Origin of the sequence: Flavobacterium album (assembly GCF_003096035.1) — a bacterium.
Taxonomy (GTDB): domain Bacteria; phylum Bacteroidota; class Bacteroidia; order Flavobacteriales; family Flavobacteriaceae; genus Flavobacterium; species Flavobacterium album.
The window spans coordinates 2,157,143-2,176,096 of record NZ_CP029186.1 but is presented as its reverse complement, the minus strand read 5'-3'; the positions used below and the strand labels follow the sequence as shown (position 1 = coordinate 2,176,096).

Genomic DNA, 18,954 nt, shown 5'->3' with positions numbered 1-18,954 from the left:
ATTCTTTAAGTCAAATATAATTTAAGTATAAAATATCTTTACGGAATGCGTTTTCCCTCTATGCTTGCGTTCAGCAGCTTTTCGAAACGCGATTGCTGTGTCTTTTCCTGCTTTGCCGATGTGATACGGTAAAGCATTTGTTTCCGGTACCAGGCTGCCTGGTCCATAAAAAAATCCCATGCCTGTTTATTGGCCCTGAATTCCTTTTCCATTGCCTCCGGAAGGCCCGCATGTTCCTCCTGTTCGTAAGAATAAATTTTGGACTTATGTTCCTTCCTCTTTTCGAAAGCAGCCATTCCGGCAGGCTTCACAAGTCCTTTCTTTTGAAGGTCCTCCATCTTTTTGATGTTCACGGCACTCCAGATACTGGTGGGCTTGCGGGGCGTAAACCGGATAGTATAGCTTTCTTCGCCCAGCGATTTCCGCACACCGTCTATCCAGCCAAAGCACAATGCCTGGTCTACCGATTCGGGCCACGTCATGCTTGGCTTGCCGCTGTTGGTTTTGTAGAAGCCTACCAGCAGCTCGGTTTCCTTTTCGGAATTCTTGTCAAGCCATTTGCGGAAGTCGGCCTGTGTTTTGAAGAAGTGGGGTTCCATCCTTGTTCGTTATTACAAATACAATTTAATCAATTCCCCTTAAAGATATGCGTTATTTATAAATTCAATAACGAAAGCAATTCCGTTATCTTTTCCAGCTGCCGGAAGTTGTCATGCTCAATAGTATGGTCTATCTGCTCGTGCGCCCATGTAGTATGGAAGGGGACGTGGAACCCGTGCCCGCCTATCTGCAGCACCGGCAGTACATCCGACTTTAGTGAATTGCCTACCATCAGGAATTCCGAAGGCTCTATCTCCAGACGTTTCAGCATCTTTGAATAATCCAGCTGCTGCTTGTCAGACATCACTTCTATATGGTGGAAATAATGCCCCAGTCCCGATTCATGGAGTTTTTTATGCTGGTCTTTCAGGTCGCCCTTGGTAGCCACCACCAGTTTATATTTGCCATACAGCGCCCCGAGGGTATCCTCTACCCCATCAATAAGCTCGATAGGTTTGTCGAGCATTTCCTTACCGTATTCCAATATCTTTTCAACAGCATCGATACTAAGTGTCTTATCGGATATGTGCAGGGCGGCCTCAATCATGCTCAGGATATAGGCCTTGATCCCGTAACCGTAAATATCAAGATTGGCCACCTCAACCTTAAAAAGCTCCTTAGCGACGCTGTGCGCCGGAAGGTAAGCTTCCATCAGTTGGTAAAATTTCTTCTCTGTTTCCTGGAAAAAAGGTTCGTTTACCCAAAGGGTATCATCGGCATCGAAGGCAATAACTTTAATGTTCATAAAGAAGTGTGCGAATTTTTAGGCAAATGTAATCAAAGAGCGTATAACTCCATTACTATTTAAGGCTTGAACTATGTGTGTGGCTTTGCTTCTACTTTGGTTTGAGCATTTCGAAAAGTTGCGAATAATCCGTTACAAATCCATCATCATCAAAAGTTATTTCGGCACTAAAACTGCCACCGTCATTTTCGAACAGGTAGGCGTTGTTTGGCATTTTAGTGTATTTCTGGCGGTCTTTGCGTACTTCATTCTGTAATATATCGAAATAAACCAGGTCGAATTCAGCGCTGTCGCCTTCGTGCAGGTGGAACGAATTTACGGGAAGCGAGTTGGTAAACGGCGTAAGTGATATATCTATAAAATGGCAGCCATGCAGTTCAGGATGTTCATTGCCGGTATTGTCTGTCCAGTTGTTGTGCTCATCGCGTTTCAGGTGCCAGGAATGCTGGCGGTCACTCACATGGAAATCTATTTCGGCCTGGATCACCTGCCAGCGCTTATCTAGGTGCAGTACATATTCTAAGTATACGGCCTTGCCTTCGGCCCACCCTTCGACCTCAGAACGGATGGTGATCCCGTTATCCAGGTAATTCACCGAGCAATGCTCTTCGGTATCATTAGCAAGCCCTTCCCAAACGATGCTTTTTTGCATGGATCTGTTTTTAATGCAATGTAGCAAATTCCTGTGTCTGAATAGCTAAAAGGAAACAGAAAATATGAATCAAAATCATTGAAACATGCTGAAAAATTTATTGATTTGGTTAACTTCGGTCTTTGATGCTGGTTTAAAACAGGTATTAAAAATATCCTAAATATTGGTTTTCATCATGGGCAGGCGTTAACTTAGGCATACTTATTGGCAATGCTTTTTTAGTAGAAACTTTTAAATATAAAAATTATGAAACCGCTAAAACTTATATTGTCCGTGATAGCTTTCGTTACCTGCACATTTTCGCAGGCGCAGGTTAGTGTTAATATAAACCTTGGCAACCCTCCGGCGTGGGGCCCTTCGGGATATACAGAGGTACGGTATTATTACCTGCCGGATATTTATTCCTACTATGATGTAGGTACGCACGAGTTCATCTACACGAAAAATGGCACATGGGTACGCACCACTGCCCTGCCACCGGCATATACGAGATACAACCTGTATAATGGCTATAAAGTAGTCCTCACCGATTATCGCGGCGCAACACCTTATGTCTATTACAAAACCCATAAAGTAAAATACCCAAAAGGATACAGGCCCGGTCCGCAAAAAACTATCGGGCTGCCTCCGGGACAGGCTAAGAAATTAGCGGCAGGACACCCGCATGCCCAATATAGGGGCACTGCAAAAGGCCACGGACATGGGCACGGGAAAGGCAAAAAACATTAATACTAAAAAAGGGATGCAGCCAAAAACTACATCCCTTTTTCAATTAGTTATAATGCTTTACCTTGACCTGAGATATCCTATTCTCTTTCCGGAACCATTTACCAGCACACCGCCGGCACCTATATACATATCGCTGCCTGATCCCTTATCATCCAGCATAAGTTTGTATCCCGGCCTGTCGGACCTTTCCAGACTGGCGATCAGGTAAACATTTTCGTCTGTCACCTGTACAAGGTTACCCTTTGTAGTAAGGTAATATTGCCCGTTGGGGTTCGAATTCAGGTGTGCATCCGAAGCGATATTCCTGCCCGACATGATGCTCTGCTGGATTTTCTCGCGTTTGGTAAGCTCAGGCTTTACGGCAGGCTGCGAAGTCTTTACAACTACAGGCTGTTTTACCGCTACAGGCCTTTGGGCTACGGCGGGCTGTTTCGTAATAACTGGCGAGGGAGAACTGTTATCGGCAACATCGGTATTGTCTGGGTTATATTCCCCTGCGCTTTTCCATCCTGTTGCAATATAGGCAAGCCGGTCGTTTTTGGCAGGGTGTGTATGCGAACCTTTCATCTTTGCAATTAGCGACATGGCAGATTGTGCGTCGGCCAGCGATGCTCCCATTTTCCTGAGCACAAATCCGGAAAACTCATCTGCCTCAAGCTCGGTCTGCGGACGGCTGCCCACATTGTCGAGCGTGTGCCCGTTAAGGTGGTGCCCTATCTCATGCGCTAGGATACTAATAGCAGCCCATTTGTTTCCCGTAGCCGAATTGATATTATCCATAAACTTAGGATTGTACAATATGTATCTTTTATTCTTGAGTATTACTGCGGCAGCATTGGGCACATTGGCGGCACGAAGCTCGAAATTGGCCTTGAGCCCGATGACCGACATTATATCCTTTACTACTTTTCCGGCTGTATCCCCTGCTTCATAAGCTGTGATATTACCGGTTATACTCTCGCCATAATAGCTGCACATGGCAGTATATTTTGCCGAACCGAATGTTTTTTGCGCCATTGCAGGCACCATGCAGCACAAAGCTGCAATAACGATACAGATCTTTGTTCTAATTGTTTTCATATAAAGAAATAATGCTGATTGCTAATTGAATACCTATTATTTCCCTAACGCAAAATGTCTGCCAAAATTATCCCCTAAAAACAGAATTGTTTTTTTAACTCACTGGCTGTTTAGCCGGATCATATTGCTGGACGCGCGCGAGGTTCGACAGGGCAATGAGTCCCCCTACTACAAGTATCGCGCCCCCTACGAAAGGGAACCCGGCACCAACAAGATCGGCCATATTAGAAGAAAAAAGGAACGGCAGGCAAAACAACATCCCGGATATACCCGATGCCATTACTGCAAATGCGGCAAACCGTATGATTGCCTGCATATTGACTGGCTTTTTTACCATAACTTTATTGCCTATGATCTCCTTAAGCTCGCCAAGATCCCTTTGCGCATATTTTTCAATTGTCCAGTCGCTTATCGGTGTTGTATTACGTCCAAGCCGAAAATCACGATACAATATCGGCCATAGCCCCGGAAGCAAAACCATCCCGAACAGCAGTATTATAAAACATGGCAGTGAATAATTGCCATTACCTAACATAAAAGCCTGCATGCGTATCTCGTCTTCAGGGGTCATTTTGTATCTCAGGACAACATGCTTAAGATCATGGCTTTCAAAACCCGGCACGAGGCGGAGGTTTCGGCTGTCGAGGCAATTGGCTATTTCGCGCCCCAGGGTCCCCTCGGGAAGCTTCCTCAATTCATTACCCTTTTTTTCCATTGGCTCCATATTACTGCATTTAGCAATTAGCCATACTGAAAAGTTAAACGATGTTTTTATGATTCTCTTAGCGATTTTGCTCATAGGTGTATTTTATATACTTAAGTAAATTCTTTATTTATGGTAATGAAAATTATGCAAAAAGGAAAATCTTTATACAGAACATGACTGGCAGCATTATGGCCCCAAAAATCACTATGCTCTTTCCATGTTTACGGTCTGCCTCGCTGTAAGTCGGCACCACCTGCCCATTAGGCAACGTTTTTGTAGAAGTCCAAAGTACATAGCCTGTTATGATGCCGCCCAATCCACCTAAAAATGCCATAATATATCCTGCTATTACCCATCCTTTTTGTCTCTTCTCAGGTTTGGCAAGGTTTTCAATCCGGTGCTGCCTCAATGTTTTCAATTCATCTTCATCTATACCTTTACCACGTTCGGCAAGGAGTTTTCGCGCTAGCACATAGTCAAATTCACTCCATTCGTCATGCTTTACAACAACATCATGCAACTCTTCATCCGAAAATGAAAGAAGATAGTAATCTTCCGGGAGGTCGGTAAGCATTGACGTTGCATATTCTTCCAGCAACTTATCGGCAGCTTCAAATTGTTCCGGCTTAAGCTGTACTTCATACTGCTTTCCATAATCCCCTGCCATTGCCGATCCCATTGAAGGGGAATCATCAATAAACAGGCATTCGATACCGTTCCCGATTAAAAAATGCTGTAGGGCTCTGGCTTCCTGCGCATCAGGAAATTTTTTATAGGTCACATAGTTTTGCATGAAATGTAGGTTTAGCTCCAAATATAGGAAAACAGGCAGAAACCATTAAACGATTATTATTATTTTGTCAGGGGATTTTTAAGGTTATTTTTTCATGGTGAAATAATTCCGTATTTATTTTATATTTGAAAAAAACTGCTGTGCGAACGCTTTTGCTATTCTTTCTTCTATCTGCGAACTACCTAAAGGCACAGGATGCAGTATTTACTTTTACCATTAAAGACAGCATTAAATTACGTAGCGAACTAAAAGTTGCCATAGGTAAGAATATGTCGTTAAGGGATTTTACCGTTGGCGACATTACCGCTGATAAAAAACCCGACATCATAGCGATCACATCGCCGGAAAATAAAGAAGGTAACAGGAAAATCTGTTTATTTATTTGCGAAAGCGGCAGTAACTATAAACTGGCAGCCATAAATACGACCCTTATCGAATGTGAAGTATGCGGCGGCATGGGTGTGGGCGACCCCTATCAGCGGACCGTTATAAAAAATAACTACTTTTCGTTTGAGCTATTGTTCGGGGCGTGTGATAAAGATCTTTTTACTATTACCTTTAAATATGACCCAAAAAAGAAGTGGTGGTTCCTGCATAAGGATGTGACCGAAAGCTACAATTGCCATGACGGAGAAGACGGAGAAGTTAAAATAACCACTGAGATCAACCATAAAGAAGGATATGGCGTAACGAGGTTTGAAAATTATTGAATTCATGACCGAGAATAGGAAGCCCTAATTTCGTTATTTTTGCAAATCAAACAATCTATCATGATACGTAATTTCACCCAATTATTTCTTATAGCTGCTACCTGCCTTGCTGTTTCCTGCGGTAAACAGGAATGCAAAAATACCAACCCTGTTTTTGATGCCAACACACCCGATTCAAAACCTTATAAAGCCGAGTTGACAAAACAATTGGCAGAAGCCGAAAAGAACAGCGTAAAATACTGGATCAATAGTTATAAAGAAGTCGACGGGCAGCAGTATATGGTTGTAGACATTACCGGGAACGGCTTTTGCGCCACGGCCCAAATGGCCATCAGCCCTGAGGATACAAAACTACAGGGCTTCATTAAGGCAAAAGGCAAAGGTTATAGCGGTGCCGAACTGGAAGGCTTGCAATATGGAATTACAAGCGATAGCAACGGAGGGCATTTTATATTCAAGGAACTGGGCGGCGTTATTGATTAGGAATTATTTCATAACACAATAACTTTCAGCAATAACTTTTTTGAGATTTCTCCCTCCGGTCGAAATGGAAAACCGTAAACCTGTACAATAACGTTATTCCATTTCGATTTCAGCATAGGGGAGAGAGAAATCTCCATTGAATGATTTTTAATTCATTAAAAAATAGCATTTTAACAAAAATACCCGTAGCTTTACGTGTCAATTAGTTAATATCATGAAACATATATTACTAATTATAGCGTTGTTACTTCTTCCTCTCTCACTTTTCAGCCAGGGCGACAGTATCTTTTTTTCCAATGCGATCAAGATCAATTTCAAAAAATATAAGAAAGACAGCGCGCTCGCCTATCGCAAAGGTGATACGGAAAGGGGGAAATTCCTATTCGATTCGCTTGTAGACCATCGCCTTGCGGGTACGACATTTGACGATTACACCTTCAAAAAATACGGCGGCGGCAAGATCAGGCTTTCATCTGTAGAAAAGCCGATAGTCCTTATTACTTATGCCTCATGGTGTGTACCCGCACCCGGCGAGATACCCGCCATCAATAAGTTGGCCCAGCAATACGGGAAGGATGTTAAGTTCATAGTCCTGTTCTGGAACCGCAGGCAAGACATGAGGAAAGCCGCCCGTAAGTTCAACGGCCGGATTACGGTATGCTATGCGCATGAATCGTATAAGAACGATGCGCCGATAGTAGCGTCTATGAAGCATACATTGGGATTCCCCACTTCTTTTTACCTGGACGAAAACCTCAAAGTGATCGATATACGCAGGGACAGTAAATGCCTGGCGCCTAAAAAGAGCAATTATAATAAGGGATATGCGATGAATTATGATTCAGTACGCGAGGGGCTTAGCCAATTACTGATCGACAGGCAGGTTGCGAAGGAGCATTTAGCCGGGAATTAGGTCCGGAGTCGAAACGGGTTGGCGACAAATCCATTAGGCATAGCAACTATACAAAAGAGACGTTGCATTGCAACGCCTCTACATCGATACTGTCCTATTTCTTCCATTTTGACGGATCGCCTAATACCCCTTTGTCGGAATTTCGATCACATATTTTTTGCCTGCTGCCACATCCAGCTTACGGTCGCGCAGCCATGGGTTGTGTATTTTCAGCACTTTATAATTGATGCCCTGCTCTTTAGCAAATGTGGCAAGGTCGGGTATGGAGGCCGTAACCTCAACCTTACGGACTGGTATTACAGGATATAGCTCTTCCTGCATAAGGTCGAAATTATACAGTGCAGGATTCTGCATAATCTCCTTTAGGGCCAAAATGCGGAATACATAACGCGATGTTTCTTCTGTCAGCAGCAGGTCGTAGTAATTGTTCACACCCTGGAAGGTGATCTGTTTGTTCACGCCGCCAAAACCGCCATTGTAAGAAGCCGCTGCCAGTGTCCATGACCCGAATTTAGCCTTGGCATCCAACAGATATTTACATGCTGCTTCGGTCGATTTTTCGAGGTGGTACCTTTCGTCGACCACATCATTGATTTCGAGGCCACGTTCCTTTCCCGTATCGGGCATAAACTGCCAGTAACCCCTCGCCCCTGCCGGTGATACCACATTTACGAGCCCGCTTTCGATCACGGCAAGGTATTTAAAATCATCTGGTACGCCGTTTTTTTTCAGGATCGGCTCCATTACCGGGAATACGCGGTTAGCCCGCTTTATAATAAGCCTTGTAGTAGCGTCGAGGTTGGCATTGATAAGAAGCTCCTTATCAAAACGTTCCCGTACATCCGATATATTGAGAGGTGTAAGCTCTCCTGCAAAATCAATGCGGTCAGGAAAACGGAATTCCTTTTTTACTTCGGTTTTTTTGGCAGCCTTTTTTTCAGGCATACCGTTGATCAGCATTCCGCTTACCAATAGTACTGAGGCTATAACGCCGGTTTTTTCGATCAGTTTCATATTGTATAGTCTTAGTGATTTCTTATTCAAACATAAATTTACAAAAACAGGGCCAAATCAGTCTGCCAATATGAGGCGGGGCAGGTTTTCGTTAAGCCATTTCGCCTTGTTGAGTATCATGATGTGGGTGCCGCCTTTTACCGGTATAAAATCCTTTATATATTTTGGAGGGAATACCTCATCGGCATCGCCGTGTATGTGCACTACCCCTTTGGCCGGCTCTGTACAATCCCAGTTTATTATAGTTTTAAACGCCCAGTCGAGGTATTTCTTATCTCTTACGGAGAGAAATTTTTCATATAAATTGAGCCTCTTCGTGATCATGCTATTGCCCACTGCAAATTTCGCAATCCAGTCTACGCGCTGCATGAGGCTGGTCGGGAAAAAACGGTAGGCGCGGGTCATTTTTGCAAAGCGCATCCGGCGGGGAAATTCGCCATTGCATTTCACGCTCGATATGATTAACACTTTTCGGGCATTGACGAATTTAGTCATTTCCTGCACCAGTACCCCGCCAAAAGATACCCCTATAAGCACCGGGTTTTCATGCTTTATGTTTTGCGCCATACGTGCAGCATAGTGCGAAAGCGGCTCGTCTCCCTCGGGAAGGAACCATTCTAAAAAAAAGCATTCAAACTGGTTGTCAGGCAGTTTTATATTCTCAAATATCTTTGGGCTTGCCGCCAAACCGGGCATAAAGTAAACAGGGATCCGCTCCATCAGGTATCTTTTAACGTACAAATACGACAGGTAATCGATTTTTATTACGAAATTTGTATAAAATTAAAGTTTTTATTCCACAACCATTCCCTGGAATTTGAATTTATCACTAAATTATGAGGTCAAGACTATTTCCTAAAAGCGAAAGGGGCACGGCCAACCATGGCTGGCTACAGGCTAATTTTTCATTTTCGTTCGGCAATTATTACAACCCTGAGATGGTGCAATTCGGTATGCTGCGCGTACTGAATGATGACACTATTGCTGCCGGTATGGGCTTTGGCACACACCCGCATGAAAACATGGAGATCATCACCATTCCTCTTGAGGGTGGGCTTACCCATCGCGACAGTATGGGCAATGAGGAAACGGTTCGCTTTGGCGAAGTGCAGGTAATGAGCGCCGGGACAGGTATCCGGCACAGCGAGATGAATGCCAGCCAGACCGAGCAGGCCAAGACCCTGCAGCTTTGGATATTTCCCGAGAAAGAAAATGTGACGCCACGCTACGGACAGAAGTCGTTTGACCTGGAAAACAACCGCAACAGCCTTGTAAATGTGGTATCACCTGAAGATAAGAACGACGGTAATGCGCTCTGGATACACCAGCAGGCCTTCCTGCATATGGGACTTTTTGATGCAGGGCAAAATTTCAACTACGATATTAAAATCCCCGGAAACGGACTGTACCTTTTCCTTATAGAGGGCGAGCTGGAAATCAACGGACAGGCAGTGCATGAGCGCGATGCTTTTGGCGCAGTAGAATTTGAAACGGTTGCCATCACCACAAAAGCCCCTTCGAAAATGCTGGCCATCGAAGTACCAATGCAGTTTAAAGATTAGCTATGGAAATAAAAGACAACGAATTCTCAAGGCAGTTTGAAACTATGATCGACGGCAAAATGCTGTCGGTGGAGTACTCCATCCAGGAGCGCAAACTGTTCCTGACCAAAGTGAATGTGCCCGAGGGCATTGATGAAGAGCCTAATGTAACCGACCTATTAAAAGAGATCATGGAGATCGCCGAAGAAAAAAGGATGCGCGTAATGCCAACACATCCTAAGGTAGCGGCATTTTTCCGTAAAAACCCACGGTATAAGGAGCTGCTCCCTCCCGGCATCAGGCTATGATAAAATTCCCTGATTGCCCGCTGTGCTCGTCTCCTGCCAGCCATTACTATACCCAGATAACACGTGATTTTTTGCAATGCAGCAATTGCCGGTCGGTTTTCCTGCACCCGAAAGACTATCTTTCGCCCGAAGCAGAAAAGGCGCATTACCTCTGCCACAACAACGACCCGGAAGATGTGCGGTACCAAAACTTCGTGCGCCCTGTAACCAATCGAATATTGCAGGATTTCAGCACACATCATAAAGGACTGGACTTTGGTTCCGGCACCGGTTCGCCTATCCTGAAGATTTTGAAAGATAATGACTACGATGTGGTGCAGTACGACCTGTATTTTCATAACGATGCAGAATTGCTAACTCAAAGATACGACTACATTGCCTGCAGCGAAACGGCCGAGCATTTCAAGGAGCCGTATAAAGAATTTAAGCAGTTGACAAACCTGCTGAACCCCGGAGGAAAGCTATATGTAATGACCGACCGTTTTGAAGAAACGCGTGACTTCGGCACCTGGTTTTATAAAACCGACCCGACACATGTTTTCCTGTATCATGAAAAAGCGTTCGAGTGGATAAGGGAAGAATTTGGGTTTGGGGAATTACGGATCGAGGGACGGGTGGTTGTGTTGGGCTTGTGAAGCTATTCCGCAAAGAAACACTAAGAAGACTCAAAGATTCACAAAGTACTGAAGAATTTAAACCTGCAAGGTTTTGAAAACCTTGCAGGTTGGAAAACCGAAAATATCGTAACTACTGCAAGGTCTTTGAGACCTTGTAGGTGTGCTAAATTCAGAATATTAAGCCGACAACCCCTCAAAAACGCTTTTTGATATCTCCACTACAGGCTGTACAAACTCGATCCGTACGGCACCATCGTCATCAATTTTGGTCAATGTAACTTCATGAAGCGTGTTTACCAACTCGGGGTTCCAAGGTGCTTTTACTTTTACGTAATTTTCTGTAAAGCCATGGATGTAACCTTCTTTATTTTCACTTTCGAAAAGCACGGTGCGGGTGGTACCGAGCTGGCTTTCATAAAAAGCACGCCTTTTCTTTACCGATAATCCCCTGAGCATTTTGCTGCGCTTGGCACGAACGTTATTCGGCACTTCGCCCGGCATGGAAGCTGCAGGCGTGTTGTCCCTTTCGGAATAGGTGAATACGTGGAGATACGATATATCCATCTCATTAAGATAGTTGTAGGTTTCCAGGAAATGCTCGTCAGTCTCGCCTGGAAAGCCCACAATAACATCGACACCGATACAGGCGTGCGGCATTACTTCGCGTATCTTGTTTACACGCTCGGTGTACACCTCACGCAGGTAGCGGCGGCGCATCAGTTTAAGGATGTCATTGCTGCCCGATTGTAATGGTATATGGAAATGCGGCACAAACGTGCGGCTTTGGGATACGAACTCGATGGTCTCGTTTTTCAGCAGGTTTGGCTCGATGGATGAGATTCGCAATCGCTCAATGCCCTCCACTTTATCCAGTTCCTGAACAAGTTCATAGAACGTATGCTCGTGCTTTTTGTTACCAAACTCGCCTTTGCCATAGTCTCCTATGTTTACGCCGGTAAGCACTATTTCCTTAATATTTTGCTGCGAAATTTCCTTTGCATTCTTCAATACGTTCTCCAAGGTATCGCTGCGCGAAATGCCCCTTGCCAGCGGAATGGTGCAATACGTACATTTATAGTCGCAGCCATCCTGAACCTTCAGGAACGCACGGGTACGGTCACCAATGGAGTAGCTGCCCACATAGAAGTCGGCCTCCGATATTTCACAGGAATGCACCTCACCCATATCGTTTTTGGAAAGGTCGTTGATATAATCGGTAATCTTGAATTTTTCGGTGGCACCAAGCACAAGGTCGACACCATCAACAGCAGCAAGCTCTTCGGGCTTTAATTGCGCGTAGCAGCCCACGGCGGCAACAAAAGCTTTGTCGTTGTTCTTCAGCGCTTTCTTTACTATCTGTTTGAACTGCTTGTCGGCATTTTCGGTAACCGAGCAGGTATTGATAACGTAAATATCCGCCATTTCCTCAAAATCGACGCGGTCGAAACCTTCGTCCTGGAAATTTCGGGCAATAGTGGACGTTTCTGAAAAATTCAGTTTGCATCCAAGCGTATAAAAAGCGACTTTTTTCTTTTGTTCCATTGTGAACACTGCGTTTTAAGCAGCAACTTTAATTATATTTACCTCTTTAAAAAAGAGTTCGCAAAGTTACGCACAAAAATCGATTTGATGAAATCATTAATATACTATATATCAATTTGTTGCTTGTTGTCACTTTTGATTGCGTGCAGTAATAACAAAACCGAAAATCGCGACAACCTCGTTTTTCGCTATAACGAGAATGCCGCCGTCAATTCGCTTGACCCGGCATACGCCAAAATACGCCCGTCCATCTGGGTGTGCAACCAGCTGTATAATGGTTTGGTGCAACTTGACGATACTTTAGGCATCCAACCCGATATTGCTAAGTCATGGGACATTTCGCCGGATGGCAAAACGTATACATTTACGCTGCGCAATGATGTGTATTTCCATAAGAATGCGCTTTTCGGGAAAGACAGTATGCGTACTGTTGTGGCAAAAGACTTCGAATACAGCCTGAACCGGCTTTTGGATGAGGACATTGCAGCACCCGGACGCTGGATATTGCAGAATGTGGAGAACTTCCATGCTGTAAACGATACAGTTTTTGAAATAAAGCTATCCAAAACCTTTCCGGCATTTTTAGGATTGTTGACAATGAAATATGCTTCGGTGGTACCACATGAAGCATTTGATAAAGCGGGTTATGATTTCAGGGCCAACCCCATTGGTACCGGGCCATTCCAGTTTAAAATATGGGAAGAGAACGTAAAGCTGGTGCTGCGGAAAAATCCGCTTTATTTTGAGAAGGATGAAAAAGGTGTGCAACTGCCGTATATGGAAGCTGTTGCGATCACGTTCCTTCCTGATAAGCAAAGCGGCTTCCTGCAATTCGTACAGGGGAAACTGGATTTTGTTTCCGGACTCGACTCTTCGTATAAAGACGAAATACTGACCCCAAAAGGTGAGCTTCAGCCTAAATACCGAAAGGATGTAAAAATGATCACCGGGCCGTACCTCAATACCGAGTACATGGGCTTCCGGCTTGATGGCGCTGACAAGGCAGTTAAGGACAAACGCATTCGCAAGGCATTGAACTATGGCTTTGACCGTAATAAAATGATACTATTCCTGCGAAATAATATGGGCATTGGCGCGACAAGCGGCATGATCCCGAGCGGACTGGCAGGTTTCGGGGCAAAAGGATATGATTTTGACCTCGCTAAGGCGAGGGCGCTCGTGGCCGATTACAAAAAACAAACCGGCGACAACAACCCGAAAATACAGATAAGCACCAGCGCTTCCTACCTTGATATTACCGAATACCTGCAGCGCGAATGGCAGAAGATCGGGCTGAACGTACAGGTGGATGTGAACCCGCCTTCTACCCTTACGCAGGCGATATCCACAGGTAAAGTATCTTTTTTCAAGGCCAGCTGGATCGCGGATTATCCCGATGCCGAGAATTACCTGTCGCTTTTTTACAGTAAGAATTTCTCGCCGGGCGGACCGAATTACACGCATTTTAAAAATGAGCAAGTCGATAAACTTTATGAAGCTGCTTTCCTTGAGACCGATGATAAAAAGCGGCAGGAACTTTACAAACAGATGGATGCATTGTTAATGGAAGAAGCGCCGGTTATCCCGTTGTTTTATGATAAGGCTTCGCGGTTTACACGGAGCAATGTTTCGGGGCTGGGGATAAATCCGTTAAACCTTTTGGTTTTAAAAAGGGTGAAAAAGGATTAATATTTTCCCAATTCTTTCCAGAATTCCAAACGTACTTGCGGCGTTAACTGTATATTTGATATACGCAAAGCAAACAGCATGAAGATCCTTATCATAGAAGATGAGCAGGGGCTGCGGGAAGTGATTCGTGAGTCGCTGGAAAAGGAAAAATATATTGTAGAAACTGCGCACGACTATATCTCGGGCCTTGAAAAAATAGGCACCTATGATTACGACTGCATCCTCATTGATATCATGCTTCCGTATGGCAGCGGGCTCGATCTGGTTCGCGAACTGAAAGCGCTTCGCAAGAAAGAAGCGGTCATCATCATTTCTGCAAAAGATGCCGTGGATGATAAAGTGGCCGGACTCGATTTGGGTGCGGATGATTACCTCGCCAAGCCTTTCCATTTGGCAGAATTGCATGCAAGGATCAAGTCGGCAATACGCAGGAAAAGCCATGATGGCGATACCGCTATTGTGTGGAACAACATGAAGCTTTCGCCGGAGCAACGGACAGTATTTGTAGATAATACCCTTTTGACGCTTAACCGCAAGGAATTCGACCTGCTGTATTATTTTATGATCAACCCCAACAGGCTCATCAACAAGACAGCGCTGGCCGAATCGGTTTGGGGCGATCATACCGATCAGGCCGACAGCCTCGATTTTGTATATTCGCAAATAAAGAACTTACGCAAAAAACTCAAAGATGCCGGTGGCGAAGCCGATATACAGGCGGTGTACGGCATGGGCTATAAAATGACCTGATGAAGCTGCGCAACTACACACTCCGCTACCTTATCGTGGCCCTGCTGGGTGTCATCGCGCTATGGGCCAGCCTCTTTTATGTGGTGATACTGGATGAAGTATACGATAATATTGATGACGGATTGAAGAACTCCAAGATCCTTATCATCCGCCAGGCGTATGCTGACAAAAGCGTTTTGGATACACCCGAATTCGGCATCAACCAGTTTAAGATCGTGCCTTTGCCAAAGGGACAGCACGACTACTCTGAAAAGTTTGAAAGCACTTTCGAATTTTCTGAATATGACAACGAAGACCAGCCGGTACGCTTACTGAAAACGGTTTTCAATGATCCGCAGGGCAACCCACACCTGCTCACGATACGCGCTTCAATGGTGGAAGAGGATGAACTGATGGAAGACCTGATGATCGCACTCATCGCGCTGTATGTCATGCTCGTTATCAGTATTGCCGCCATTAATCAGATTATTTTACGGAAAGTATGGAAGTCATTCTACCTGATGCTCGACAAGCTGAAACAATATAAACTGGGCACCGGGGCATTTACACCTCCGCCTTCGCCTGTAGAGGAGTTCAAAACCTTAGGCCGGGAACTGGAAGAGATGCTGCGCCGCAATGAAGAGATATATGCCAGCCAGAAACAATTCATCGAAAATGCATCGCATGAATTGCAGACCCCATTGGCAATAAGCCTGAACAAGCTGGAGCTTTTTGCGGACAACAACCAGCTGCCCGATGAGCAGATGATGGAGCTCGGCAAAATAAGCGATACATTGCAACGGTTGGTCCGCCTGAACCGGTCGCTGCTGATGCTGTCCAAGATCGAGAACAGGCAGTATGCTGAGGAAGAATTGGTTGACTTCAACCAATTGGTAAAGCAGCTCACAGAAGATTTCGAAGACCTTATTGAATATAAAGGCATTACCATAACTACCGATAACAGCAGTCAGCTTTATTTTACCATGAATAAAGGCCTTGCGGTAACACTCCTGAGCAACCTGTTTAAAAATGCCATTGTACATAACAGGCCGGGGGAACCATTGAAATTTATATATCCGAAAACAGCATCTCCATAAAAAATACCGGCGATGAAAAGGCATTAGACTCTAATTATATATTTAAGCGCTTTACGCGAAATTCTGCCAGCGAGCAGTCGACCGGGCTGGGACTCTCTATTGTAAATTCGATCATTGCCAACTACAGGCTGAACGTAAATTACACTTTTGATGGCAGCCATATCTTTACCATAACCTTTCCAAAATAGTTTTGTTTTCCTAATTGTTTCCAGATTCGGTGCATAAACTTGTATCAGAAATTAAAAAACAATTACATCATGAAAACGAAAGTAAACTTCCAAAACACATTAGCTATTATCCTGTTTTTATTTGCTTTTACTGCAAATGCCAAAACCAAAAGCATCACAACAGCACAGCTTCCTGCCAACGCACAGGACTTTTTAAAAAAGAATTTTGCCAAAGCAACTGTAGCCTCGGCCTGGGAGGATAAAGAAATGTTTGACACCGATTATAAAGTACAGTTTTCAAACGGCATCGAGGTAGAATTTGACGGGAACGGCAACTGGGAAGAGATTGACGGCAATCATAATGCTGTGCCTGTATCGATGCTTCCTTCAGCTATTACAACTTATCTGTCGCAGCACTATAAGGGCCAGAATGTAGTCCAGATCGATAAAAAGCACTGGGGCTACAAAGTAGAACTTGCCAGCGGTATCGAGCTTGAATTTAATAATGCAGGGAAATTTTTAAGGATTGATGATTAATAAATAATAGTGATTAACCTAACGAGGTCATGATAACATCGTTGTAGAGGCGTAGCAGTGCTACGCCTTATTCATATAACATTTATTCAGACGTTGCAGTGCAACGTCTCTACTATCGTAATGATCAGATTATCGGTGTCTTCGCCCCTTCCGCCATTCCCAAGGTGCTTCGGGGTTTGTATCCGCCCAAAGGCCAATCTTTTTCTCACGCGCCCGATTTTCAAGCTCCGCAAGTTCTTTGCTTTTGGAATATTGCTTGTAATGCCATGCCAGCCCGGCTTTCACCAGTTTTTCATTGACATTTATGCCGTCTTTTGTAGTAATAGTCCCCACAATCCTGCCATAACGGTCGCGCTTTCCGTCGGAAGCTACTGTTACCGTTTTGCCGAAGCAAAGGTCGGAGGCAAATTGCTTTGCGTTCTTGCCAAAAGCCTGTGATTTCTCGGGGCAGTCGATCTCTGCAAGGCGAACACGTTCGGGGATACTGTCGTATAATATCTCAAACGTATCGCCGTCTTTGATGCCAATGACCTTGCCTTCAAAAACAGTAAGGTAACGTGCCGGCCCTTTCTCTTTTGGCCTTTTGGCTTTTGCCGGTTTTTCTACCGGTGCCTTTTCGGGTGCAGGAGCATTGGGCGCATTCCGGAAGAAAGCAAAATATAATGCAAAACCCAGCATCAGCAATGATACTGCTATTCCTGAACCGGACCTTCTTTTACGATTTGCCAATTGCTATTCTTTGATATTTAAAATTTAACCACATATATACATAGCTTTCATAGTCTTAATAGGAACTATAGTGTTATATAGCGAAGAGTAGCTTCACCTCTGTGACCTCTACAAATATGCTTTTCAATATCTTTGTAGTTGGTAATCTGGCTATGTGCCTATGTGGTTAAATTAAAAATGATTAAATTCAATTGTTACATTTAAAAATTAAACAATTGGTATTACTCTTCCTTCCTCCATTCTTTGGTCGTTTCGAATACGTGTTCCAGTATAGCGGCATCCTGTTCGGTAAACTCTATGTTACGCCTTGACATCACGATCTTTGCCGTCTGGAAAGCCTTTTTAGGAAGGTAAACCGTAAAGCCTGATGCACCGCCCCATGAAAAGCTCGGCACAAAATTGCGCGGGAAGCCGCTGCCGAAGATATTGGCGCTTACCCCTACTACCGTACCGGTATTGAACATTGTATTGATACCGCACTTGCTGTGGTCGCCCATCATAAGGCCGCAGAACTGCAGTCCGGTTTTTGCGAATATGCCTTTCTCATAGCTCCACAATTTCACTTCCTCATAATTGTTTTTCAGGTTGGAGTTGTTGGTATCGGCGCCGAGGTTGCACCATTCGCCTAACACTGAGTTTCCAAGGAAACCATCGTGCCCCTTATTAGAATAGCCGAAAAGTACTGAATTACTTACCTCCCCGCCTATCCTGCTGTGCGGCCCCACGGTGGTAGCGCCATATACTTTTGTACCCAGCTTTACCTGGGCTTCCTCGCACAGGGCGAACGGTCCGCGGATAACAGAATTCTCCATGATCTCTGAGTTCTTACCTATGTAGATAGGTCCTGTGGACGCGTTAAGAGTCACAAATTCAAGCTTAGCGCCTTCTTCAATAAAAATATTCTCAGGGGCTATGGTATTCACGCTTGCGGGTATGGGCTGCGAGGTACGGCCTTCGGTCAGCAGCTCAAAATCCTCACGTATGGCTGCATCGTTCTTTGCAAAGATGTCCCATGGGTTCTCAATGCGCAGGCAGCTTTCGGTATAATCAATGATCTCGTAGGTATCAAAATCCACCTCTTCCTGGGTGTCGTTGGTATAAAAAGCAATAACATCTTCACCGCAAAATATAGCCTGGTTTGCTTCAAGCGCCTGTACCATTTCGGCCAGCACTTCGTTCGGGAGGAACGAGGCATTGATCATGACATTCTCTTCCATTTCTACCATCGGGAATTTCTCCATCAGGTATTCCTCAGTAAGTGTGGTCGTGGTGTAGCCAAGGTATTTCTCCCATTTTTCGCGGATGGTAAGTATGCCCACGCGGATATCGGCCACCGGCCTTGTGAAGGTGAACGGCAGCAACGCATTGCGCACGGGTCCGTCAAAAAGAATATAGTTCATTGTTTGCAGGTTTAGGACACGAAATTACGGTAAAGTTTTTGAAGTGGCAAAGTTGCTGAGCGGCAAAATTGCTGAGTCTCTGAGGTACTAGCAACTCAGGCCCTTAGTACCTCAGAATCTAAGAACCTCAGCACCTAAAAAAGAAAAGCCCTCCGTTTCGGGAAGGCTTCTCT

At 44.6% G+C, this 18,954-nt stretch carries 23 protein-coding genes; 12 read left to right on the top strand and 11 right to left on the bottom strand.

What is annotated here, in order from left to right; all coding sequences use genetic code 11:
• Nucleotides 1–38: 38 nt before the first annotated feature.
• From HYN59_RS09645 to HYN59_RS09635, 3 genes are all read right to left on the bottom strand, one after another.
• The gene (locus HYN59_RS09645; protein WP_108778063.1) at nucleotides 39–599 is read right to left on the bottom strand and encodes a YdeI/OmpD-associated family protein; all 561 of its coding nucleotides are present in this window, start codon (nucleotides 597–599) and stop codon (nucleotides 39–41) included.
• Nucleotides 600–655: 56 nt separating this feature from the next.
• On the bottom strand, nucleotides 656–1,345 hold the full coding sequence (locus HYN59_RS09640) for an HAD family hydrolase (protein ID WP_108778062.1): 690 nt from the start codon (nucleotides 1,343–1,345) through the stop codon (nucleotides 656–658).
• 91 nt (nucleotides 1,346–1,436) lie between these two features.
• Nucleotides 1,437–1,997 (bottom strand): putative glycolipid-binding domain-containing protein, encoded by a 561-nt coding sequence (locus tag HYN59_RS09635; RefSeq protein WP_108778061.1) that lies wholly within the window; start codon nucleotides 1,995–1,997, stop codon nucleotides 1,437–1,439.
• Between the two features lie 246 nt (nucleotides 1,998–2,243).
• On the opposite strand from HYN59_RS09635, the gene HYN59_RS09630 reads away from it, so the two are divergent.
• Nucleotides 2,244–2,726, top strand: a complete 483-nt coding sequence (locus HYN59_RS09630; protein ID WP_108778060.1) for a hypothetical protein — start codon at nucleotides 2,244–2,246, stop codon at nucleotides 2,724–2,726.
• Between the two features lie 57 nt (nucleotides 2,727–2,783).
• On the opposite strand, the gene HYN59_RS09625 is transcribed toward HYN59_RS09630, so the two are convergent.
• The 3 genes from HYN59_RS09625 to HYN59_RS09615 all read right to left on the bottom strand — a co-directional run bounded on the left by HYN59_RS09625 (nucleotide 2,784) and on the right by HYN59_RS09615 (nucleotide 5,305).
• Complete coding sequence (locus HYN59_RS09625) at nucleotides 2,784–3,806, bottom strand: M48 family metalloprotease (RefSeq protein WP_146185909.1); 1,023 nt, start codon at nucleotides 3,804–3,806, stop codon at nucleotides 2,784–2,786.
• Nucleotides 3,807–3,900: 94 nt separating this feature from the next.
• Nucleotides 3,901–4,521, bottom strand: coding sequence for a hypothetical protein (locus HYN59_RS09620; protein ID WP_146185908.1), 621 nt, complete (start codon nucleotides 4,519–4,521; stop codon nucleotides 3,901–3,903).
• Nucleotides 4,522–4,654: 133 nt separating this feature from the next.
• The gene (locus HYN59_RS09615; protein WP_108778057.1) at nucleotides 4,655–5,305 is read right to left on the bottom strand and encodes a hypothetical protein; all 651 of its coding nucleotides are present in this window, start codon (nucleotides 5,303–5,305) and stop codon (nucleotides 4,655–4,657) included.
• Nucleotides 5,306–5,430: 125 nt separating this feature from the next.
• On the opposite strand from HYN59_RS09615, the gene HYN59_RS09610 reads away from it, so the two are divergent.
• The 3 genes from HYN59_RS09610 to HYN59_RS09600 all read left to right on the top strand — a co-directional run bounded on the left by HYN59_RS09610 (nucleotide 5,431) and on the right by HYN59_RS09600 (nucleotide 7,411).
• On the top strand, nucleotides 5,431–6,015 hold the full coding sequence (locus HYN59_RS09610; RefSeq protein ID WP_108778056.1) for a hypothetical protein: 585 nt from the start codon (nucleotides 5,431–5,433) through the stop codon (nucleotides 6,013–6,015).
• Nucleotides 6,016–6,075: 60 nt separating this feature from the next.
• The gene (locus HYN59_RS09605) at nucleotides 6,076–6,498 is read left to right on the top strand and encodes a hypothetical protein (RefSeq protein WP_108778055.1); all 423 of its coding nucleotides are present in this window, start codon (nucleotides 6,076–6,078) and stop codon (nucleotides 6,496–6,498) included.
• Nucleotides 6,499–6,712: 214 nt separating this feature from the next.
• Complete coding sequence (locus HYN59_RS09600; protein WP_108778054.1) at nucleotides 6,713–7,411, top strand: TlpA family protein disulfide reductase; 699 nt, start codon at nucleotides 6,713–6,715, stop codon at nucleotides 7,409–7,411.
• A 120-nt stretch (nucleotides 7,412–7,531) separates the two neighbouring features.
• On the opposite strand, the gene HYN59_RS09595 is transcribed toward HYN59_RS09600, so the two are convergent.
• Both HYN59_RS09595 and HYN59_RS09590 read right to left on the bottom strand, forming a co-directional pair.
• Entirely contained in the window at nucleotides 7,532–8,425 is an 894-nt protein-coding gene (locus HYN59_RS09595; RefSeq protein WP_108778053.1) for a lytic transglycosylase domain-containing protein, read from the bottom strand.
• A gap of 57 nt (nucleotides 8,426–8,482) precedes the next feature.
• Complete coding sequence (locus tag HYN59_RS09590) at nucleotides 8,483–9,145, bottom strand: alpha/beta hydrolase (RefSeq protein WP_108778052.1); 663 nt, start codon at nucleotides 9,143–9,145, stop codon at nucleotides 8,483–8,485.
• Nucleotides 9,146–9,261: 116 nt separating this feature from the next.
• Between HYN59_RS09590 and HYN59_RS09585 the strand changes: the two genes are divergently transcribed.
• The 3 genes from HYN59_RS09585 to HYN59_RS09575 are packed head-to-tail and all read left to right on the top strand — an operon-like array spanning nucleotide 9,262 to nucleotide 10,909.
• Nucleotides 9,262–9,987 (top strand): pirin family protein, encoded by a 726-nt coding sequence (locus HYN59_RS09585; protein ID WP_108778051.1) that lies wholly within the window; start codon nucleotides 9,262–9,264, stop codon nucleotides 9,985–9,987.
• 2 nt (nucleotides 9,988–9,989) lie between these two features.
• Complete coding sequence (locus HYN59_RS09580) at nucleotides 9,990–10,274, top strand: GNAT family N-acetyltransferase (RefSeq protein ID WP_108778050.1); 285 nt, start codon at nucleotides 9,990–9,992, stop codon at nucleotides 10,272–10,274.
• Complete coding sequence (locus HYN59_RS09575) at nucleotides 10,271–10,909, top strand: class I SAM-dependent methyltransferase (RefSeq protein WP_108778049.1); 639 nt, start codon at nucleotides 10,271–10,273, stop codon at nucleotides 10,907–10,909. Before HYN59_RS09580 ends, HYN59_RS09575 begins: the two co-directional genes overlap by 4 nt.
• Before the next feature lie 159 nt (nucleotides 10,910–11,068).
• On the opposite strand, the gene mtaB is transcribed toward HYN59_RS09575, so the two are convergent.
• Nucleotides 11,069–12,433: a tRNA (N(6)-L-threonylcarbamoyladenosine(37)-C(2))-methylthiotransferase MtaB gene (mtaB, locus tag HYN59_RS09570; protein ID WP_108778048.1), complete on the bottom strand. Its 1,365-nt coding sequence runs from the start codon at nucleotides 12,431–12,433 to the stop codon at nucleotides 11,069–11,071.
• A gap of 87 nt (nucleotides 12,434–12,520) precedes the next feature.
• On the opposite strand from mtaB, the gene HYN59_RS09565 reads away from it, so the two are divergent.
• The 5 genes from HYN59_RS09565 to HYN59_RS09545 all read left to right on the top strand — a co-directional run bounded on the left by HYN59_RS09565 (nucleotide 12,521) and on the right by HYN59_RS09545 (nucleotide 16,652).
• A complete protein-coding gene (locus HYN59_RS09565; protein ID WP_108779699.1) occupies nucleotides 12,521–14,122 on the top strand; it encodes an ABC transporter substrate-binding protein in 1,602 nt (533 codons plus the stop codon).
• A 78-nt stretch (nucleotides 14,123–14,200) separates the two neighbouring features.
• Nucleotides 14,201–14,872 (top strand): response regulator transcription factor, encoded by a 672-nt coding sequence (locus HYN59_RS09560; protein ID WP_108778047.1) that lies wholly within the window; start codon nucleotides 14,201–14,203, stop codon nucleotides 14,870–14,872.
• Nucleotides 14,872–15,948, top strand: a complete 1,077-nt coding sequence (locus tag HYN59_RS09555; RefSeq protein ID WP_108778046.1) for a sensor histidine kinase — start codon at nucleotides 14,872–14,874, stop codon at nucleotides 15,946–15,948. The genes HYN59_RS09560 and HYN59_RS09555 overlap by 1 nt, the downstream gene beginning before the upstream one ends.
• Nucleotides 15,912–16,136 (top strand): ATP-binding protein, encoded by a 225-nt coding sequence (locus HYN59_RS18445; protein WP_108779698.1) that lies wholly within the window; start codon nucleotides 15,912–15,914, stop codon nucleotides 16,134–16,136. Before HYN59_RS09555 ends, HYN59_RS18445 begins: the two co-directional genes overlap by 37 nt.
• A 69-nt stretch (nucleotides 16,137–16,205) precedes the next feature.
• Nucleotides 16,206–16,652: a PepSY-like domain-containing protein gene (locus HYN59_RS09545; RefSeq protein WP_108779697.1), complete on the top strand. Its 447-nt coding sequence runs from the start codon at nucleotides 16,206–16,208 to the stop codon at nucleotides 16,650–16,652.
• 129 nt (nucleotides 16,653–16,781) lie between these two features.
• On the opposite strand, the gene HYN59_RS09540 is transcribed toward HYN59_RS09545, so the two are convergent.
• Nucleotides 16,782–17,381, bottom strand: a complete 600-nt coding sequence (locus tag HYN59_RS09540; RefSeq protein WP_146185907.1) for a thermonuclease family protein — start codon at nucleotides 17,379–17,381, stop codon at nucleotides 16,782–16,784.
• Nucleotides 17,382–17,602: 221 nt separating this feature from the next.
• Complete coding sequence (locus HYN59_RS09535; RefSeq protein WP_108778044.1) at nucleotides 17,603–18,781, bottom strand: GlmU family protein; 1,179 nt, start codon at nucleotides 18,779–18,781, stop codon at nucleotides 17,603–17,605.
• Nucleotides 18,782–18,954 lie beyond the last annotated feature (173 nt).